Raw genomic sequence first — 16,207 nt, forward strand, 5'->3', positions numbered from 1 at the left:
CGGGGGGTTGGGGTGCCGGGTGGGGTGGGGCGTCTGCGGGGAGCGGGGTCGCGTGGGTGGGGGTGGTCGGTACGGGGGCGCCGAGGGGGGAGCGGCGGGGGGTGGGCGAGTGGGTGGTCAGGGTGCGTGAGGGGGGAGGGGGCGTTGCGGGGGTGGGCCGTGTGGTGAGAGGGGCGCCGAGGCCGAGGCGAGGGGGGTGGGGGGTGGTGCTGCGCTGGACCGAGGGTGTGGCGGCCGGGGGTGCGGGTTTGGGCGGCGTGGCCGAGGCCGGGGGCACCGGCTTGGCGGGCTGGACCGTCACCCGTCGGGTGGAGGGGGTGCCCTGGATGTGAGGTGCTCTGACGGCTCGGGGTGCCATGCTGTGGGGTTGCTCGCCGGGCCGCGGTGCAGGGCTGGGCGCCGCACCGCTGCCGGTGGTGCGGGTGAGTGCGGAGCTGGGGCTGTCGGGCGTCGTACGGCTGGTGATGGCCGGTTGGTGGGGCGACGGGCCGGAGGCGGCCGGGCTGCGCTGGACGGCGGGGAGTCCACTGGGGACGTCGGGGGTTGCGCGCGCTGTCCTGGCGGAGGGTGAGGGGGTGTTCGCGTGCGCGGGGTTGCCGGGGGCGGGGCGTGGCATTTCGGTCGGGGGCGGAGACGTGGGCCCGCCGGGGGGTTGCTGGGCGGGTCCTGCCGTGGGGCGTTGCGGTCCGGCCGGGTCTGTGGGCTTGGCCGGGCCGGCGAGTGGGCGCGCGGGCGCTTCCGTGGCGGGCGGGTGGTGGTCGGCGTGCGTGTCGAACGCCGGGGTCGCGGCCGTCGGGCCGGAGGGGGCCGGAGCTGACGGCACTTGGCCGTTCCCGGGTGTGCTTCGGCCGTGGTCGCGCACCGCATCGCGCCGGACCGCGGTCGCGCGCTGTGCCGGGACGCCGCCGGATTGGGGCTCCGGGCTGTTGGGCTGCGCTGCGGAGTTGCTGCCGGTCGGTGGGAGGGGCGACCGCTGCACCGAGACGTCAGGGGAGACGGGTGCCGTGATGCGGCGGTTCCGGTCGGGCTCGGGTGCGGGGGTGCCGGGTGGTGTTGCCGGGCGGAGCGTGTGCCGGACGGAGGTTTGGGCGGAGCCGGGGGGCGTCGTTCGGGGGCTCCCGCCGGGGTCGGTCGCGGGGATACCGGGCCGTGCTGCCGAGTTGCCGTCGGGCCGGGAGGGCGTGCGCTGCACCGGCACCTGGGAGCCGGGTCGCGCGCTCTGGGGCCTCGTCGGGATGCGGGGCTGTGCTGCCGAACTGCTGCTTGGCGCCGTGTCCGTTGGCCGGACCGGTATGTCCTCGGTCGTCCCTGTGGTGCTCAACTCTGGTGCGGTGTCGGCGGGTCGGCCGTCCGAAGCCGGGGCGATGGTGTGCGACTCGGGCGATGCGGCCGTCGGGCTGGTGGGAACTTGCGCTTGGCTGCCGTCAGTTGCCGCCGGAGCCCGACCCGCCTTGCTGCCCTCGGAGGGCTTGGCCGGTCCGCGTGTCGTCGGCAGCGTCCGTCGCTGTACCGGAGTCGCTGCCGCCGACGGCCTCGTCAACGACCCCGACCGGGGCGGCTGGTTCGTCGGCACCGGGGTGACTCGAAGTCCTGATGCGGACGGCGCGGCAGCAGTGCCGCCGGACGGGGCGCGCGGCGACGCCGAGTGGGTTCCCAGCGCTGAGTCGGGAGCAGGTGGTGTCGAGTCACCCGTCCGCCGGCCCGGGTGCTCGGGCGTGGCGGCGGGGGATCGCGGCGCAGTCGAGGGAGAGGTCGTGACCGTGGGCGGCGTAGTACTCACACCCGTCCCGCGGCCGGGGGGTGCGGGATCGGCGGCCGGGGAGCTCAGCGCAGTGGCGGGAAGGGGCCTGACCACGGGCGTCGAAGCGCTCAGGGCCCGGCCCGAGCGCGCGGCACCGGCAGCAGCAGCCGTGGACGGCGCGGCCGACGGCGTGCCGGTCCGGGCGGGCGAGGGGCCCGGCTGGGTCACCGGGACGGTGCCACGTTCGGTGAAAGGTGCCGCGCCACGGCTGGTGGAAGGTGCCGCGCCACGGTCGGTGGAAGGTGCCGCACTGCGGCTGGTGGAAGGTGCCGCGCCACGGCCGGTGTCGGCGGGCACGCCACTGCTGGGAGCCGCGGCCGTGCCACGGCCGGTGGAAGCGGTCAGGGGCGATGTCCTCGCCCCACTCACCGAACCCGGTGACGAGGCAACGGACGCAGCCGGCGTGCCACGGGCCGCCCGCTGCGCGACCGGTCCGTTCCCGGTGCCCGGGGGACCGCCCGACGTGCCGCCACCCGTCCGCTGCACAACCGGTCCGTTCTCTGCACCCCGGCGACCACCCGGCGTACCACTGGCCACCCTCTGCACCACGGGCCCGTCCCCGGTGCCCGGGGAACCGCCACGCGTCCGCTGTCCGACAGGGCTGTTCTCGGCGCCCCGGCGACCACCCTGCACGCCACTGGCCGCCCGCTGCACCACGGGCCCGTTCCCGGTGCCCCGCAGACCGCCCGGCGTGCCGCCACGCGTCCGCTGTCCGACAGGGCTGTTCTCGGCGCCCCGGCGACCACCCTGCACGCCACTGGCCGCCCGCTGCACCACGGGCCCGTTCCCGGTGCCCCCGAGACCACCCCGGGCAGCGCCAGCCACGGCTCCGGCGGCCCCACGTCCCCCGCCAACCCCACGTCCCCCGCCAACCCCCGGCTCCGTCGGCGCAAGCGCGCGCAACGGCACCGCCGGTGGCCGCTGCGGTACCTGCTCCGAACCCGCCGACGGCACCGACGGCACCAACGGCAGCGCACCCCCGCGGCGTTCGAGGCCCGACACCGGGCGGCCCGAGGTCGGGCGCGGTGCGTCGCCCAGGAGGGCACTGGACTGCCCGTCCAGGATCGCGTGGGACGCCATGCCCATGAACGACGGGTTCTGCCACGTCGGCAACCGCCCGCCGAAGCCCGCGTCCGCGACCCCGGACTCCTGCCCCGAAGCCAGCGCACGCCGGATCGGCGGCAGCCCCGACCAGGAGGCGGTCACCACAGGACCGGCACCCGACCCCACGCCCGATACACCCGTACCGGCATCGGACCGCTCCCCGGCCCCGGCTCCCACCTCACCCCCGGACGACACCACCTCGCCGTCACCGGAGCCCGAGGCCTCCGTCCCGTTCCCGCGCCCCCGCAACCGCCCCAGGAACCCCATCCCTCAGCCCTCCGACCCGGCACGCGTCACCAGGGACGCGATCTCGTTGGTGAAGCGGCGGCGGTCGTGGTGTTCCAGGTCCAGGATCTCGTCCATGCTCCAGTGGAAGTGGTAGGCGACGTACGCGATCTCCTCGTGCAGCCGGTCGGTCGCGTACGTCACGATTCCCCCAGGCGGCTCCCGCCGAGTTCCACCTCGAAGTGCTCCGCGCAGTGGGGGCACCGCACGGCCGCGCGGGTGTGCCCCTCCGCGTTGATCTGGCGGTAGAAGTCCTGAAGGAACGCCAGGTCGGAGGCGAACATGTTCTCCACGATCCCGTCGTGGACCATCGGCAGCGTGCCGAGCCGGGTGATGACCCGGCCCAGCAGCACCACCGACAGGTACGCCGGGTTCTCCTGGACGCGGACGTCCCGCAGCGGGACCAGTTCGTCCCTCGCCGTCGACAGGCGCATGACGCCGTCCCGGTGGACGGTGCCCGAGTCGTCGACGTAGCCGCGCGGCAGCTGGAAGGGGAACTCGGTGCGCAGGTGGTCCTGCGGGAGGAGCGGGGCCTGCGCGGGGGCGGCGGAGTCCGGGACCGCTTCCGGCCCGGGCTCCGCGGCGCCCGGTGCCTCCGGCACGCCCGCGGCCCCGCCCGCCCTCGCAGCCGTACGCCGCATTACTCGATGACCAGTTCTTCGAACACGATCGTGACGGTCTCCGTGAGGGCGGCCGCCTCGCCGGCCTTCACCGTGCTCGTGTCGATCTTGCTGCACCAGGCGTTGCGCAGGTTGTACCGCTTCACCGGGTTGTCCTCGAAGTCCATCATGATGATCGAGGCGTTCTTGCGGGCCGTGGCCATCCGGCCGGCGATGGAGTCGTTGATCCACTGGGTGAACGACGCCGACTGGGTCATGCCGCGCACGACGGTGCACTGCCCGTTCTTCTGCACGCCCGGCAGCAGGGCCACACCGGACCTGCCCTGCGCGGTGTTCTGCTGGTAGGTGATGACGTCCTGCTCGAGGGTGAGGCCGCTGACCTCGGCGAGGTACTCGACCATCACACCGTCGATCTGGAGGCCGAAGTTGTGTGAGGTGAGGGCGTCACCCGGCTGGAGACTCATGTGTGAAATGTCCTTGTGACAGAGGTCGTGAGGGGGGTACGAGAGGGCGCGGCCGGGGGCCGGGGGCGGTTACTCCTCCAGCTCCCCGTTGCCGCTGGAGAACTGGGCCAGCCGGAAGATCACGAACTCGGCGGGCTTGACCGGGGCGATGCCGATCTCGCAGACGACCCGGCCGACGTCGACCGACTCGGGCGGGTTGGTCTCCTCGTCGCACTTGACGTAGTACGCCTCCTCGGGCCGCTGCCCGAAGAGCGCCCCGCTGCGCCACTCGTTGACCAGGAACGCCGAGATGTTGCGGCGGATCCGGGCCCACAGGTTGTGGTCGTTCGGCTCGAACACCACCCACTGGGTGCCGATCAGGATCGACTCCTCCAGGTAGTTGAAGTACCGGCGGATGTTGAGGTAGCGCCAGGCCGGGTCGGAGGAGAGGGTGCGGGCGCCCCAGACGCGGATGCCGCGGCCCGGGAAGGCGCGGATGCAGTTGACCCCGATGGGGTTGAGCAGGTCCTGCTCGCCGCGGGTGATCTGGGTCTCCAGGTCCACCGCACCGCGGACGACCTCGTTGGCGGGCGCCTTGTGCACCCCGCGCTCGGCGTCGCTGCGCGCCCAGATGCCGGCGACGTGGCCGCTCGGCGGAACCAGCCGGGCCTGGCCGCTGGCCGGGTCGAAGGTCTTGATCCAGGGGTAGTACAGGGCCGCGTACTTGGAGTCGTACCCGGCGGTCTCCTGGCGCCAGACGCGGATCTGGCGGGCGTTCAGGCCCGGCGGCGGGTCGATGACGGCGACCCGGTCGCCCATCAGCTCGCAGTGCGCGATCAGGCCGAGCTGGACCGCCTTGACGGCCTCCAGGTCGATCGAGCCGCGCTGGTAGGCGGCCATCAGGTCGGGCACCGCGACCATGGAGATCTCGTCGACCGCCTCCAGGCCGCCGAAGCCCGTGCGGTCGGCGGAGTCGCCGAGGTACTGGGCCGGGCCCGGCTGCGAGGTGCCCGCGCGCTCGGCGGGGGCGGCGGGGGCGGGAGCCGGGGCCGCCAGGGCCACCGTCTGGTTGTCCGGGCGGGCCAGCTGTGCGGCCGGCGCGGCCTCGGCGACGGTGATGAGCTTGGAGCGCTCCTTGACCTGCGTGACGACGTAGTTGCGGCCGCCCTTCTTGGCGGTCACGTCGAACGTCTCGACCGGCTTGCCGTCGTCCTTCACGATCAGCCTGAACCGCTCGGCGGGGCCCTCGCCCTCGGGGTCCGCGACCTCGACGCTCAGATCGCCCTGTGCCACGGCGGTGACGGAGAACGTGCCGAGCTGCTTCGGCTCGCCCGCGGGCAGCGCGGCCGGGGCGTTCGAACGGCCGGTGACGGCGGCGGGGCCCTGCTCCGCGTCGACGGGAGCGCCCTCGGCGGAACCGCCCACGCGGACGACGTACGCGGCGGAACCGCCGTTGTTGAAGAAGCCGTAGACGGAGTGCGCGAGGTAGTACCCGTCGGTGAACTCACCGAAGGCCGCCACGTACTGCGTCCAGTTGGTCACCAGCGTCGGCTCGTTCAGGGGACCGGTCGGCGCGAGCCCCACGAAGGCCGCCACCGACGTCCCCACCCCCTCGATCGGGCGCGAGCCGCTGGCCACCTCCTCGACGTAGACGCCGGGCGACAGGTAGGACGGCATGCTCTGCTCTCCTCGGGGTACGAGACACGAACACCCCTCACCCTCGCGCGCGCCCGACCGCCGCCGAAACGGCCTCCGGTGCCGGAGCGGGGGCAATCCCGTTGCCCGCGAGGGCAGGACCGAAGGTGCCCCCGGACCCCGGCACGGCGGCTCTGCCCCCGCATCTGCCCTCCCGGCCCTCCCGTGCCGCCGCGCGGGCGGGTACAGCTGACGGGTCGGGAGCAGATCATCGAGGGGAACGCCGTGCACGCACACGGAACACGGGGCGGGCGGGCCGCCGACCGGGACGGCCGCCGCGCGGACGCCCCCGGCGCGCCGGCCCACCGGATGCTGGACCTGCAGCGCATGGCGGGCAACGCGGCCGTGACCCGCGCCGTCGAGCAGGAGCGGCACGAGCACGACGGGAACTGCGGGCACACCCCCTCCGTGCAGCGCCGCGCCCTGGTGCACGACGTGCTGAACAGCCCGGGGCAGGGCATGGACGCCGGGCTGCGGACCGAGATGGAAGCCCGGTTCGGCGGAGCCGACTTCAGCGGTGTGCGGGTGCACAAGGGCCCCCTCGCCCAGGAGTCGGCGGCGGAGCTGGGCGCCAAGGCGTACACCTCCGGGGCCCACATCGTCGAGGGCGCGCCCCTGACCAAGGAGGACTGGGCGCACGAACTCACCCACTACCAGGACCAGATGACCGGCCCCGTCCCCGGCACGGACAACGGCGCCGGGGTACGGGTCTCCCAGGAGAACGACTCGGGTGAACGGCACGCCGTGGACAACGCCCGGCGGGTGATGAACGGGCCGGTGCCGGCCGTGCAGCGGTCACCGGACGAGGGCACCGCGGGACGGGCCGGCGGTGTGCCGCGGGCGGGGACGGTGCAGCGCACGGTGTGGACGTTCGACCAGGGCGCCAGCGTCCAGGACGAGCGTGAACGCCCCCACTACCGGTGGCGCAGCGGTGACGACCCGACCGCCCTCAAGACCTCCGGCGACCTGGGCCTGGACCCCCGGCGCAAGCCCCGGCCCGGTGACCGCTACGACGACGAGACCGAACAGCTCCACAGCAGCGAGAACGTCGCGTTCTCCACCAAGGGCAGCATCCCGGAGCGGGATCTCGCCCGCCTCACCACGGGGACCAGCCGCGCGGTCGCCGAGGCCAAACACCGCATCGCCACGGCGCTCCAGCTGCTGAAGGCGGCCGGCGACACCCCCGGCGGTCCGCTTCTGGCCGCTCTGCGGTCGGGCTTCCCCCTGTTCCGCAGCGTCCCGGCCCAGCAGCTCACGGCCTTCCTGCCGCACATCATCGAGGTCGTCCGGCGCATCCAGACCGGGCTCAACGCCCAGGGCGCGCAGATCGCCCTGGTCGGCAGCGGAGTGCCCGGCGTCCCGGGCAACGCCACCGCCTGGGTCGACGGGAACCTGTCCGAGAACCTCGCGGGCCTGTTCAACCTCGGCCACCGCAAGACCAGCGAGGAACTGCCGCCGATGCTGGAGCGCTCCGGCCCCATCCACCTGCTGGAGCGCGGCCAGAACGCCTGGTACATCGTCCACGAGGCCACCCACCGGTTCGCCGGCACCCTCGACTTCCAGTACAGCCCGTACTTCGAGGAGGTGAAGGAGGACGACTTCCTGGCCACGGCGGACGCGGAGGTGACGGCGGCGATGGAGCCCTCGGTGCTGGACCGGCGCACGGTGCGTGACCCCAAGGAGTTCACCGGCAAGGACGAGCAGACGTTCCGGCCCAAGCAGGCCAACTGGTACGCCCTCGGCCGGCGCGCCCTCATGAACGCCGACTCCTACGCCCAGTTCATCCTCACGGCGACCGGGGAGCAGACGCCCCGGACCTGACGGCCCCGTGGCATGGCCCGTTCGGTCATGTCATCGTGCCCCGACGCTTCCTGACGCACCGTCGGCCCCCGGCTAGCGTCGCGACAGTGAGCCTGTGGACTTCCCTGGAACCCGCGTCCGCGACCGTCGATCCGGGCAGCGTGACGCGCGTCCGGCTGCGCCTGCGCAACACCGGCGACGTCGTCGACGAATACCGCTTCGAACCGGTCGGGCCCGTCGCCCCCTGGACGACGGTCGAACCGGCGACCCTGCGCCTCTACCCCGGCACGACCGGCACGGTGGAGCTGACGTTCGCCCCGCCGCGCACCCCCGACGCCACGGCGGGACCCAACCCGTACGCGGTGCGCATCACGCCGACCGAGCACCCCGAGGCGACGACCGTCCCCGAGGGGAACCTGACCATCACCCCGTTCACGGAGGTGCGGGCGGAGCTGGTGCCGCCCACGGTCAAGGGGCGGCTGCGCGGGCGGCCCCGGCTCGCGGTCGACAACGTGGGCAACACCAGGCTCACCGCGTCCCTCGGCGGCAGCGACAACGGCGACGAGCTGTCGTACGACCTCCAGCCGGGCAATGTGCAGATCGAGCCGGGCCGGGCCGCTTTCGTCAAGGCCACGCTCAAGCCGAAGAACATCATCTGGTTCGGTTCGAAGGAGCAGCGGCCCTACACCCTCACGGTCCAGCGCTCGGGCGCCGAACCGCTGCCCGTGGAGGGGACGTTCGTCCAGCGGGGCTTCCTGCCGCGCTGGCTGGCGACCTGCTTCGGGATCCTGTTCGCCCTCGCGTTCACGTTCCTCATGCTGTGGATCACGTACAAGCCCGCGGTCGCCAGCAAGGCCAACCCCGGGGCGGCCGTCGAGGCCGGCAGCACGCTCGCGCCCTCGCCGAGCCCCACCCCGGCCCTCACCTCGGCCCCGCCGCCACCGTCGCCGACCCCGCAGCAGCCGGAGGGCGGAGGTGGCGGAGGCGGCGAGCCCAAGCCCACCAAGAAGCCCCCCAAGCCCGTGGTGCCGGCGGAGAACATCCTGCTGCGCAACACCACCACCAAGATGTGCGTCGGCCTGCCGGGCGCCGACAAGGACGACGGCCGCCCGCATCAGTACACGTGCAACGAGTCCCCGCAGGGCACCCAGCGGTGGAACCTCGAGGTGACGGAACCGGACAAGGGGCCGGGCGGCCACGCGCTCTTCCTGATCCGCAACGTCAAGGAGCAGCAGCTCTGCGTGGACCTGCCCGACTACGGGGCGGCTGCCGTGCGGTCCCCGATCACCAAGTACACCTGTGACGGCACGACCCGCGACAACCAGCTGTGGTGGATCGACAAGCAGCCGAGCGGCGCCTACTGGATCCGCAACTTCGCCAGCAACAACAAGTGCCTGGACGTGGCCGGTTACAGCACCGGCGTCGACGGCACCAACCTGACCCTCTTCGACTGCTCCAACACCGACGACCAGGAATGGGAGATCGTCAAGCCGTCGGAGGGCTGAGCGCGAGGCCGCTACCAGGTGCCTTCCCCCGGCACCAGGCGGCCGGCCTTGCGGTACTCACGGCGGGCGCCCTCCAGGAGGTCGCCCGCCGTGACCTTCCCCCCGCGCCCGGCGGCCAGATACGCGGCGGTCACCACGGCGCTGCGGATGGAGCCGCCCGCCAGCTCGAAGCCTTCGGCCACCGGGCCCGGTTCGATGCCCTCCCCGCCGGGCACGTGCGACAGGCTGTGCCGCCACAGGGCGAGGCGCTGCCCGGCGTCCGGGAACGGGAAGTCGACCACCAGGTCCAGGCGTCGGGTGAACGCCTCGTCGATGTTGGCGCGCAGGTTGGTGGTGAGCAGCGCGATGCCGTCGAAGGACTCCAGCCGCTGGAGCAGGTAGGAGCTCTCCAGGTTGGCGTACCGGTCGTGCGCGCCCTTCACCTCGGACCGCTTGCCGAAGACGGCGTCGGCCTCGTCGAAGAGCAGCACCGCGTCGGTGCGGTCGGCCTCGGTGAAGATGCGTTCGAGGTTCTTCTCGGTCTCCCCGACGTACTTGTCCACCACGGACGACAGCTGGACGACGTACAGGTCGAGGCCGAGATCGGCCGCCACCACCTCCGCCGAGAGCGTCTTGCCGGTGCCGGAGTCGCCCGCGAACAGGCCGAGGACGCCCCGGCCCCGGCCGCCGCCGGCGCTGAGCCGCCAGTCACCGAGGACCCGGTCGCGATGGCGGGCGCGCAGGGAGAGCTCCCGCAGCTGGGACAGAGGCCCCTCTGGCAGGACGAGGTCCCGCCAGTCGACGGCGGGCCGGATCCGCCGGGCGTGCTGCTCCAGCCCGGAGGCGGACTGCCGGCGGGCGGCGAGACGCAGATGGGCGGGGGAGAGCGGGGCGCCCTCGAACGCCGCGAGGTCACGGGCCGCCCGGGCGGCACGGGTGATGTGGTCACCGGCGAGGCGGTACGGGGCGACGGTTTCGGCCAGGTCGAAGTCCGGCTCCCCGCCGAGGGCGGCCGCCCAGGCCTGCACCGCACCCGCACGCCGCGGGGGAGCGTCCAGGACCAGCGGGTCCCCGTCGTCGCACCACCCGGGGTCGTACGGGCGCGTCCCGGTGACCAGGACGGGCACGTCGTCCGCCGCGGTCAACTGCCTCAGCAGCGAACCGGGTTGATCCGGGAGCCCGGTGACGACGACCGCGAGGCCGCCCAGCCGGGCCTCGCGCAGCAGATCGGGAACCCGGTCCTCGGGGCCCGAGAACCGTACGGCCGGGACGCCCGCGCTCCGCAGGGCGGTGGTGACGCCGGGGAGCCCGTCGCCCTCGTGGCGCTCCCGGACGTACGCGGTGAGGGGTGTCCCGGTGGTGAGGCGGGCGGCCAGCAGGCCGGTGAAGCGGGTGAACTCCTGGTCGTCGCCGGGGGCGGTGTGCGGCAGCGGATGGAGGTGCCCGGCGAGTGCCGCGTCAGGGGTGTCGTCGCCGAGGAGATGCGCCACGAGCCGGTCCGGCACCCGCAACGAGCGGCTGAGGAAGGGCCGTTCGGGCTCCTCCACGGTGAGCAGCCCGAGCGTGGACAGCGGGGCCGTGGGACGCAGCCGGCCCCGGGCCTCGGCCAGGTGGACGGGAAAGCCGCACAGGTCGAGAGCGAGGGCCACGCTGGCCCGCCGCCTGCTGACGTCGTCGTTGAGGTAGCCGTACAGCGGCTCGAAACCCCGGTCCAGGTCCGGGGCGAGGGCGATCAGGAGCAGCGCGCTGTCGAGCTCCGTCAGCCCGAGCCGGGCGGACAGCTCCGCCAGCCGGTCGCCGGGCGGGCCGTCCGGGTCGGGGCAGGCGAGCGGCAGCGGCTCGGCAGGGCGCAGCAGATGCCGTACCGCCTCGTCCGACAGGTACAGGCCGCGCAGCGGGTCGCCGGCCGTGGGGTCGTCGGCCGACCGGTGCTCGACCAGCAGGGCGGCCCGGTGCCGCAGCTCGGCGAGGCGGGCGAGAAGGGCGGTGGCGGGGGCCGTCTCGGAGGTCCGGGTGGTCACGGCGCCGGTCTCCGTCCCCGTCCCGCGATGCGCCGGGCTCTCCTGCGGGCCTCCTCGGCCGCCGCCACCTGCCGGGGGCTGTGCACGCGTTCCTCCGTGCCGGGCGTGCCGTCCAGGCCGCTCATCCGCACCGCGGCGCCCTCGGTGACGGGCGGCCCGGCGTCGTACTCGGGGTAGGCCGGGAAGGGCGCGGTGATCACCAGGTCCAGGGACGGTTTGAGTTCGCCGCCGAGCGCGGACCAGATCTCCGCGAGGGAGCGCGACTCGGTCTGGATACCGGCCACCGACACCGGGATCGTCATGCCCAGCGCGGCCAGTGAGCCGGTGAGTTCGGAGGGCGGCAGCAGCTCGCGCGGGATGAGTGTGGCCAGCACGGCGGACAGCAGCCGGTGCTCGTCCTGGGGCTGCTTCGTCCAGGCCGTCACCAGGTACGACAGCCGGAACCAGCGCGGCGGCTGGCGGCGCTTGACGATGACGTCCCGCTCGTCCCGGACCGGGAGCTGCCCCCGCTGGCGGCGGTTGACGTCCTCACGGATGTCGTAGAGGTAGGCGTTGACGGTGGGCGCATTGCGGCGGGCGGCCCAGTCCCGGGTCGGGGCGTCCAGGGCGATGTCGATGCCGGAGCCGGCCAGCGCGCCGCCGCTCAGCAGGCCCTTGAGGACCTCGTCCACTTCGTGGATCACCGTCGACCCGCTCGTCCCTGGTGCATCACCGCTGCGCTCCTGCTTCCGCCCCGCTCGTCCGGCCCGTCACCTGCCGCCCTCCGCGATCCTGCCCTCCGTGACCCCGGGCCCCGCAGGGACGCCGGGGACGGCGGCGGGGCAGAAAGCGCTGCCCACGGGGGCGACTTCGGATGTCCGTTCGGTCAGATGTAGCCTTCCCGCAGGGCATGCGCCACGGCGTGCGCCCGGTTGCGCAGGTGCAGTCGGGTGGTCAGCCCGTGCATCACGTTCTTGACGGTGCGTTCGGAGTAGGACAGCTTGCTGGCGATCTCACCGGTGTCGAACCCCTCGGCGACCAGGCGCAGCACGTCCACCTCGCGCGGTGTCATCCCCGAGACCGGGGCACCGGTACGGCCGGCAGCACCGCGGTGCAGGGTGCCCACCTGGTTGATGAGCCTGCCGAGCAGGTCGGCGGGCAGGTCGCCGTCGCCGCGGGCGGCCGCGAGCACGGCCTGCACCAGCCGGGTCGCGGTGGCCTCCCGCCGCCACACGATGGCACCGACCCCGCACTCGATCACGTCGAGCAGCTCCGTCTCCCGCAGGGCACCCACCACGAGCACCGCCCGCGCGCCCTCGCTGCGCACGAGCCGGCGCAGCCGGGTCAGCGCCGCGTCGTCGAGCACGTCGTCGATGAGCAGGGCCACCGTGCCGGGACCGGACCCGGCCTCCTCCCGCAGGTCGATCTCCGGGAAGCGGCGCAGCTGGCTGACCGCCCCCTCGCGTGAGATCGGGTCCGCGGCGTGTACCGCCACGGGTATCCGGGCCGCGGAGTCGGGCGTGCCGGGGCGTGTGGTCCGCGATGAGCTGAGCAACCGTTTCCCCTATGTCCGCGTGCGCGCCACCTTCGTGGGGACGGTGACGCATGTGCGCTCCTCAGCCTTCTGGGGCGGGTGGGCCGGGCGCAATCGTGGAGGACCACGAGGGCGACCACGAGATCGGGAGGCGGGTGTGACCACGAACCGCCGTGCGGTGAGCACGAAACGCCGTGCCCTGAGCACGAACCGCCGTGCCCTGAGCACGAACCGCCGTGCCGTGACCACGAACCGCCGTGCCGTAACGACGATCCACCGTGCCGTGACCACGAACCGCCGTGCCGTGACCACGAACCGCCGTGCCGTGACGACGCCCCGCCGTGCAGGGGGCGGGACATGACCTCCCGCTCGGGCGCGCGGGGGCCGGGCATGACCACCCGTTCGGTTGCGCCGGGGCCGGAATCCGACCCCGTGGTTCTTGTCACGGCACCGGCCCCGCGCCCAGACCGTCCTCGACGGGGGAAGTCGCCACGTCCGACCAAGGAGGCAGGAATGCCCGATCCGCAGCGCGAGCAGCCCCCGCCCGTGCGGTTACGGCCCGACCGGCCCGGCGAACACCGGGAGGCCGCCGCCCTGCTGGCCGCCGGCATCGCCCGCGCACGGTCCGGAACGGGCGGTCTCGTCCTGCTGCGCGGCGCGACCGGCACCGGGCGGACCAGCGTCCTGGAGGCCGCCGCCGAGGACGCCGCCGCGCAGGGCGTGCGGGTGCTGCGCGCACGCTGCGCACCTGGCTACGTGGCCGAGCCCTTCGCCGCCGTCCACCAACTCCTCGACTGCGTGGTCGAGTTCGAGAAACCCGACCCGGCCGGCGACGAACGCGAGCAGGCCGCCCTGCTCCGGCGGATCCTGTACGCGCACGCCGACGAGACCCCGATGCTGCTCGCCGTGGACGACGTCCACCTGGCCGACGGGCCCTCCTACCGCTGGCTCGTCGAAATGGCCCGGCATGTGGGCCGATTACCCCTGCCGGTCCTGCTGGCCGTCACCGAACGCAGCCAGTACGACATCGAGCCGCCGGCCCCCGGCTTCACCCACACCCTCTCGCCCGCCCTCGTCGACACCCACACACTGCCCCCGCTGACCGCGGACTCGGCGGCGCGGCTGGTGCGCGCGGAGCACCCGGACGCCCCGCCCGAGTGGATCGCCGCCTGCGCCCGGGCCGGCGCCGGCAGCCCCCTGCTGCTGAGGGCGCTCCTGGACGACCTCGGGGCCGTGCTTCCCGCCGTCGGTCCGCACCGTCCTTCCGGCGAGGCGAGCACCCTCACCCCCTACCCGCCCCTCCCCGAAACCTCCGCCGCCCTCTACCCCGGCTCCTACCCGGCCGCCGTGCACTGGTGGCTGGACAGCGCCGGACCCGCCACCGCCGAGGTCGCCCGGGTCCTCGCCGTGCTCGAAGAAGGGCGGGGCGGCGGCACGGAGGAACCCGGCGGCGGCGAACCGGAGGAACCGGGCCGGGGCAGCACAGCGGAACCGGCCGGCAGTGCCCCCGGTGGGGCGGGACTGCTGGCCGAGGTCGCCGGGGCCGATCCGGCCCGGGTGGCGGGCTGGCTCACCGCGATGACCGGGCTCGGCGTCCTGCGCCCCGGCCCGGACGGGCACCCCCGCTACGCCCATCCGCTGCTGCGGGACGCCGTCCTCACCGGGGTCCCCGACGCCCGGCGGCGCGCGGTGCACCGGGCCGCCGCCGAGGCGATGCTGCACCGCGGCGCCCCCACCGGGGTCGTGGCCCGGCAGTTGCTGCTGTCCGGCCCCGTGGGCGCCCCCTGGGCCCCGGCCGTGCTGCGCGACGCCACCGCCCTCGCCCTGCGCGACGGCCGCTCCGGCCAGGCGGTCGTGTTCCTGCGCAGGGCCCTTCAGGAGCCGCTCCCGGAGGACCACCGGCAGCGGATCCTGACCGAACTGGGGTCCCTGGAGTGCGCGGGGCGGGACTCCTCGGCCGGGATGACCCGGCTCACCGAGGCGCTGCGGCTGCACGGCACGCCGCAGGACCGGGTGCGTGCCGCCGTCGCCCTCGGCACCGCACTGGCCGGACGCGGCCGGACCCGGGCCGCCGTGGAGGTGCTGCGCACGGTGGACGGCCAGCTCTCCGGGCACCCCGACCTGGGCGCCACGCTCCAGACCGCGTCCGCCCTGCTGTCCGACCAGGACCAGACGGTCCGTCAGGACGTGTACCGCTGCCTGAGCGACACCGCCGAGCACTCCCCGGAACTCGTCGGCCCGGCCGCACGGGCACTGCTCGTGCGGTACGCGGCCACGGCCGCACTGACCTCGGCGGACGACGCGATGCGGCAGGTGCGGGCCCTGCTCGCCGAACCGGCCCACCCGCTGACCGAGCCGTTCCTGCTGGGCACGGCCGCCGCGGTCGCCCAGTGGGCCGATGAACTCGACGAGGCCGACCGCCTCGTGGACCGCGGACTGGCCGGCCAGCGCCCCGACCTGCTGCACCCGATGCACGCGGCCCTGCTCAACACCCGGGCCGACATCGCCGCCGCACGCGGCGAGTACGCGCTGCTGCCCGCCGAACGGCCCGCCCCCGCAGCCGGGCCCTCCAACGTGCACGCCACCACGCTGATCGCCCTCGTGGAGACCGGCCGCGCCGAGGAGGCCCGGCGCCTCGCGGACGGCTTCGACCTGCGCGAGGCGCCCGACAACTGGGAGCTGAACCGGTTCCTGTACGCGCGGGGCGTGCAGCGGGCCGCGGCGGGCGACACGGCCGGGGCGCTGCTCGACTTCCTGGAATGCGGGCGCCGCCAGACGGCCCGCGACGTGGTCAGCCCGGTCGTCACCCCGTGGCGCTCCGCCGCCGCCGAGTGCCGCCTGGCCCTCGGCAGCCCCCGGGAGGCGCTCGCCCTGGCCGAGGAGGAGCTGCGCCTGGCCCGGGTGTGGAACACACCCCGCACGGTCGGCCGGTCCCTCAGGGTGCTCGGCACGATCACCGGCGGCCGCCGGGGGCTGCGCCTGGCCGAGGAGGCCGTAGGACTCCTCACGGACGCGCCGGCCGCCGCGCAGGGGGAGCTGGCCGCCGCGCTGCTCGCGCAGGGCCGGCAGCTGACCGCCGCAGGGGAACGCGCCCGGGCCCGGGAGTGCCTGCGGACAGCGGCCCTGAAGGCCGAACGCCTGGGCGCGGTCCGGCTGCGGACCCTCGCGGAGGCGGCCCTGCGCGAAGGCGGGGCCCGCCGCGCCGCCACCGTCCGCACCGGCTCCGGATCCCTCACCGCGAGCGAGCTGCGCATCGCCCGCCTGGCCGCCGGCGGCCGCACGAACGCGGAGATCGCCGGCCTCCTCCACCTCGCCCGGCGCACCGTGGAGACCCATCTGACCAGCACGTACAAGAAGCTGGGCATCCGGCGGCGGGCCGAGCTCGGGCAGGCACTGGCCGGGGACTGACGCCCCGCCCGAACAGAACCGAAAGGCGCCATC

10 protein-coding genes are annotated in these 16,207 nt (G+C 74.6%); 3 read left to right on the plus strand and 7 right to left on the minus strand.

Annotated elements, in window-relative coordinates:
* Positions 1-3,175: 3,175 nt before the first annotated feature.
* The 4 genes from IE153_RS36165 to IE153_RS36180 all read right to left on the minus strand — a co-directional run bounded on the left by IE153_RS36165 (position 3,176) and on the right by IE153_RS36180 (position 5,930).
* Positions 3,176-3,334, minus strand: a complete 159-nt coding sequence (locus IE153_RS36165; RefSeq protein ID WP_097221098.1) for a DUF6760 family protein — start codon at positions 3,332-3,334, stop codon at positions 3,176-3,178.
* The gene (locus IE153_RS36170) at positions 3,331-3,831 is read right to left on the minus strand and encodes a hypothetical protein (RefSeq protein ID WP_189593934.1); all 501 of its coding nucleotides are present in this window, start codon (positions 3,829-3,831) and stop codon (positions 3,331-3,333) included. Before IE153_RS36170 ends, IE153_RS36165 begins: the two co-directional genes overlap by 4 nt.
* The gene (locus tag IE153_RS36175; RefSeq protein WP_097221102.1) at positions 3,831-4,274 is read right to left on the minus strand and encodes a phage tail protein; all 444 of its coding nucleotides are present in this window, start codon (positions 4,272-4,274) and stop codon (positions 3,831-3,833) included. Before IE153_RS36175 ends, IE153_RS36170 begins: the two co-directional genes overlap by 1 nt.
* A gap of 69 nt (positions 4,275-4,343) precedes the next feature.
* On the minus strand, positions 4,344-5,930 hold the full coding sequence (locus tag IE153_RS36180) for a phage tail sheath family protein (protein ID WP_189593935.1): 1,587 nt from the start codon (positions 5,928-5,930) through the stop codon (positions 4,344-4,346).
* 243 nt (positions 5,931-6,173) lie between these two features.
* Here IE153_RS36180 and IE153_RS36185 point away from each other — a divergent pair, with 243 nt between their 5' ends.
* Both IE153_RS36185 and IE153_RS36190 read left to right on the plus strand, forming a co-directional pair.
* Positions 6,174-7,769, plus strand: coding sequence for an eCIS core domain-containing protein (locus IE153_RS36185; protein ID WP_229829339.1), 1,596 nt, complete (start codon positions 6,174-6,176; stop codon positions 7,767-7,769).
* Positions 7,770-7,855: 86 nt separating this feature from the next.
* On the plus strand, positions 7,856-9,253 hold the full coding sequence (locus tag IE153_RS36190; protein WP_189593936.1) for an RICIN domain-containing protein: 1,398 nt from the start codon (positions 7,856-7,858) through the stop codon (positions 9,251-9,253).
* Between the two features lie 11 nt (positions 9,254-9,264).
* Here IE153_RS36190 and IE153_RS36195 read toward each other — a convergent pair whose 3' ends face one another.
* The 3 genes from IE153_RS36195 to IE153_RS36205 all read right to left on the minus strand — a co-directional run bounded on the left by IE153_RS36195 (position 9,265) and on the right by IE153_RS36205 (position 12,787).
* Positions 9,265-11,253 carry an ATP-binding protein gene (locus tag IE153_RS36195; protein ID WP_189593937.1) on the minus strand — a complete coding sequence of 663 codons (1,989 nt, stop codon included), beginning with the start codon at positions 11,251-11,253 and terminating at the stop codon, positions 9,265-9,267.
* Positions 11,250-11,936: a Pvc16 family protein gene (locus IE153_RS36200; protein ID WP_189593938.1), complete on the minus strand. Its 687-nt coding sequence runs from the start codon at positions 11,934-11,936 to the stop codon at positions 11,250-11,252. The genes IE153_RS36195 and IE153_RS36200 overlap by 4 nt, the downstream gene beginning before the upstream one ends.
* 182 nt (positions 11,937-12,118) lie before the next feature.
* Positions 12,119-12,787, minus strand: a complete 669-nt coding sequence (locus tag IE153_RS36205; protein ID WP_189593939.1) for a helix-turn-helix transcriptional regulator — start codon at positions 12,785-12,787, stop codon at positions 12,119-12,121.
* A gap of 492 nt (positions 12,788-13,279) precedes the next feature.
* Here IE153_RS36205 and IE153_RS36210 point away from each other — a divergent pair, with 492 nt between their 5' ends.
* Positions 13,280-16,174 (plus strand): helix-turn-helix transcriptional regulator, encoded by a 2,895-nt coding sequence (locus IE153_RS36210; RefSeq protein WP_189593940.1) that lies wholly within the window; start codon positions 13,280-13,282, stop codon positions 16,172-16,174.
* Positions 16,175-16,207: the final 33 nt, after the last annotated feature.

Source organism: Streptomyces massasporeus (assembly GCF_014648995.1).
GTDB lineage: Bacteria > Actinomycetota > Actinomycetes > Streptomycetales > Streptomycetaceae > Streptomyces > Streptomyces massasporeus.

Coding starts and splice junctions, on each gene's coding strand:
- IE153_RS36180 (WP_189593935.1), bottom strand. CDS start 5,930: ATGCCGTCCTACCTGTCGCCCGGCGTCTACGTCGAGGAGGTGGCCAGC.
- IE153_RS36210 (WP_189593940.1), top strand. CDS start 13,280: ATGCCCGATCCGCAGCGCGAGCAGCCCCCGCCCGTGCGGTTACGGCCC.
- IE153_RS36175 (WP_097221102.1), bottom strand. CDS start 4,274: ATGAGTCTCCAGCCGGGTGACGCCCTCACCTCACACAACTTCGGCCTC.
- IE153_RS36170 (WP_189593934.1), bottom strand. CDS start 3,831: ATGCGGCGTACGGCTGCGAGGGCGGGCGGGGCCGCGGGCGTGCCGGAG.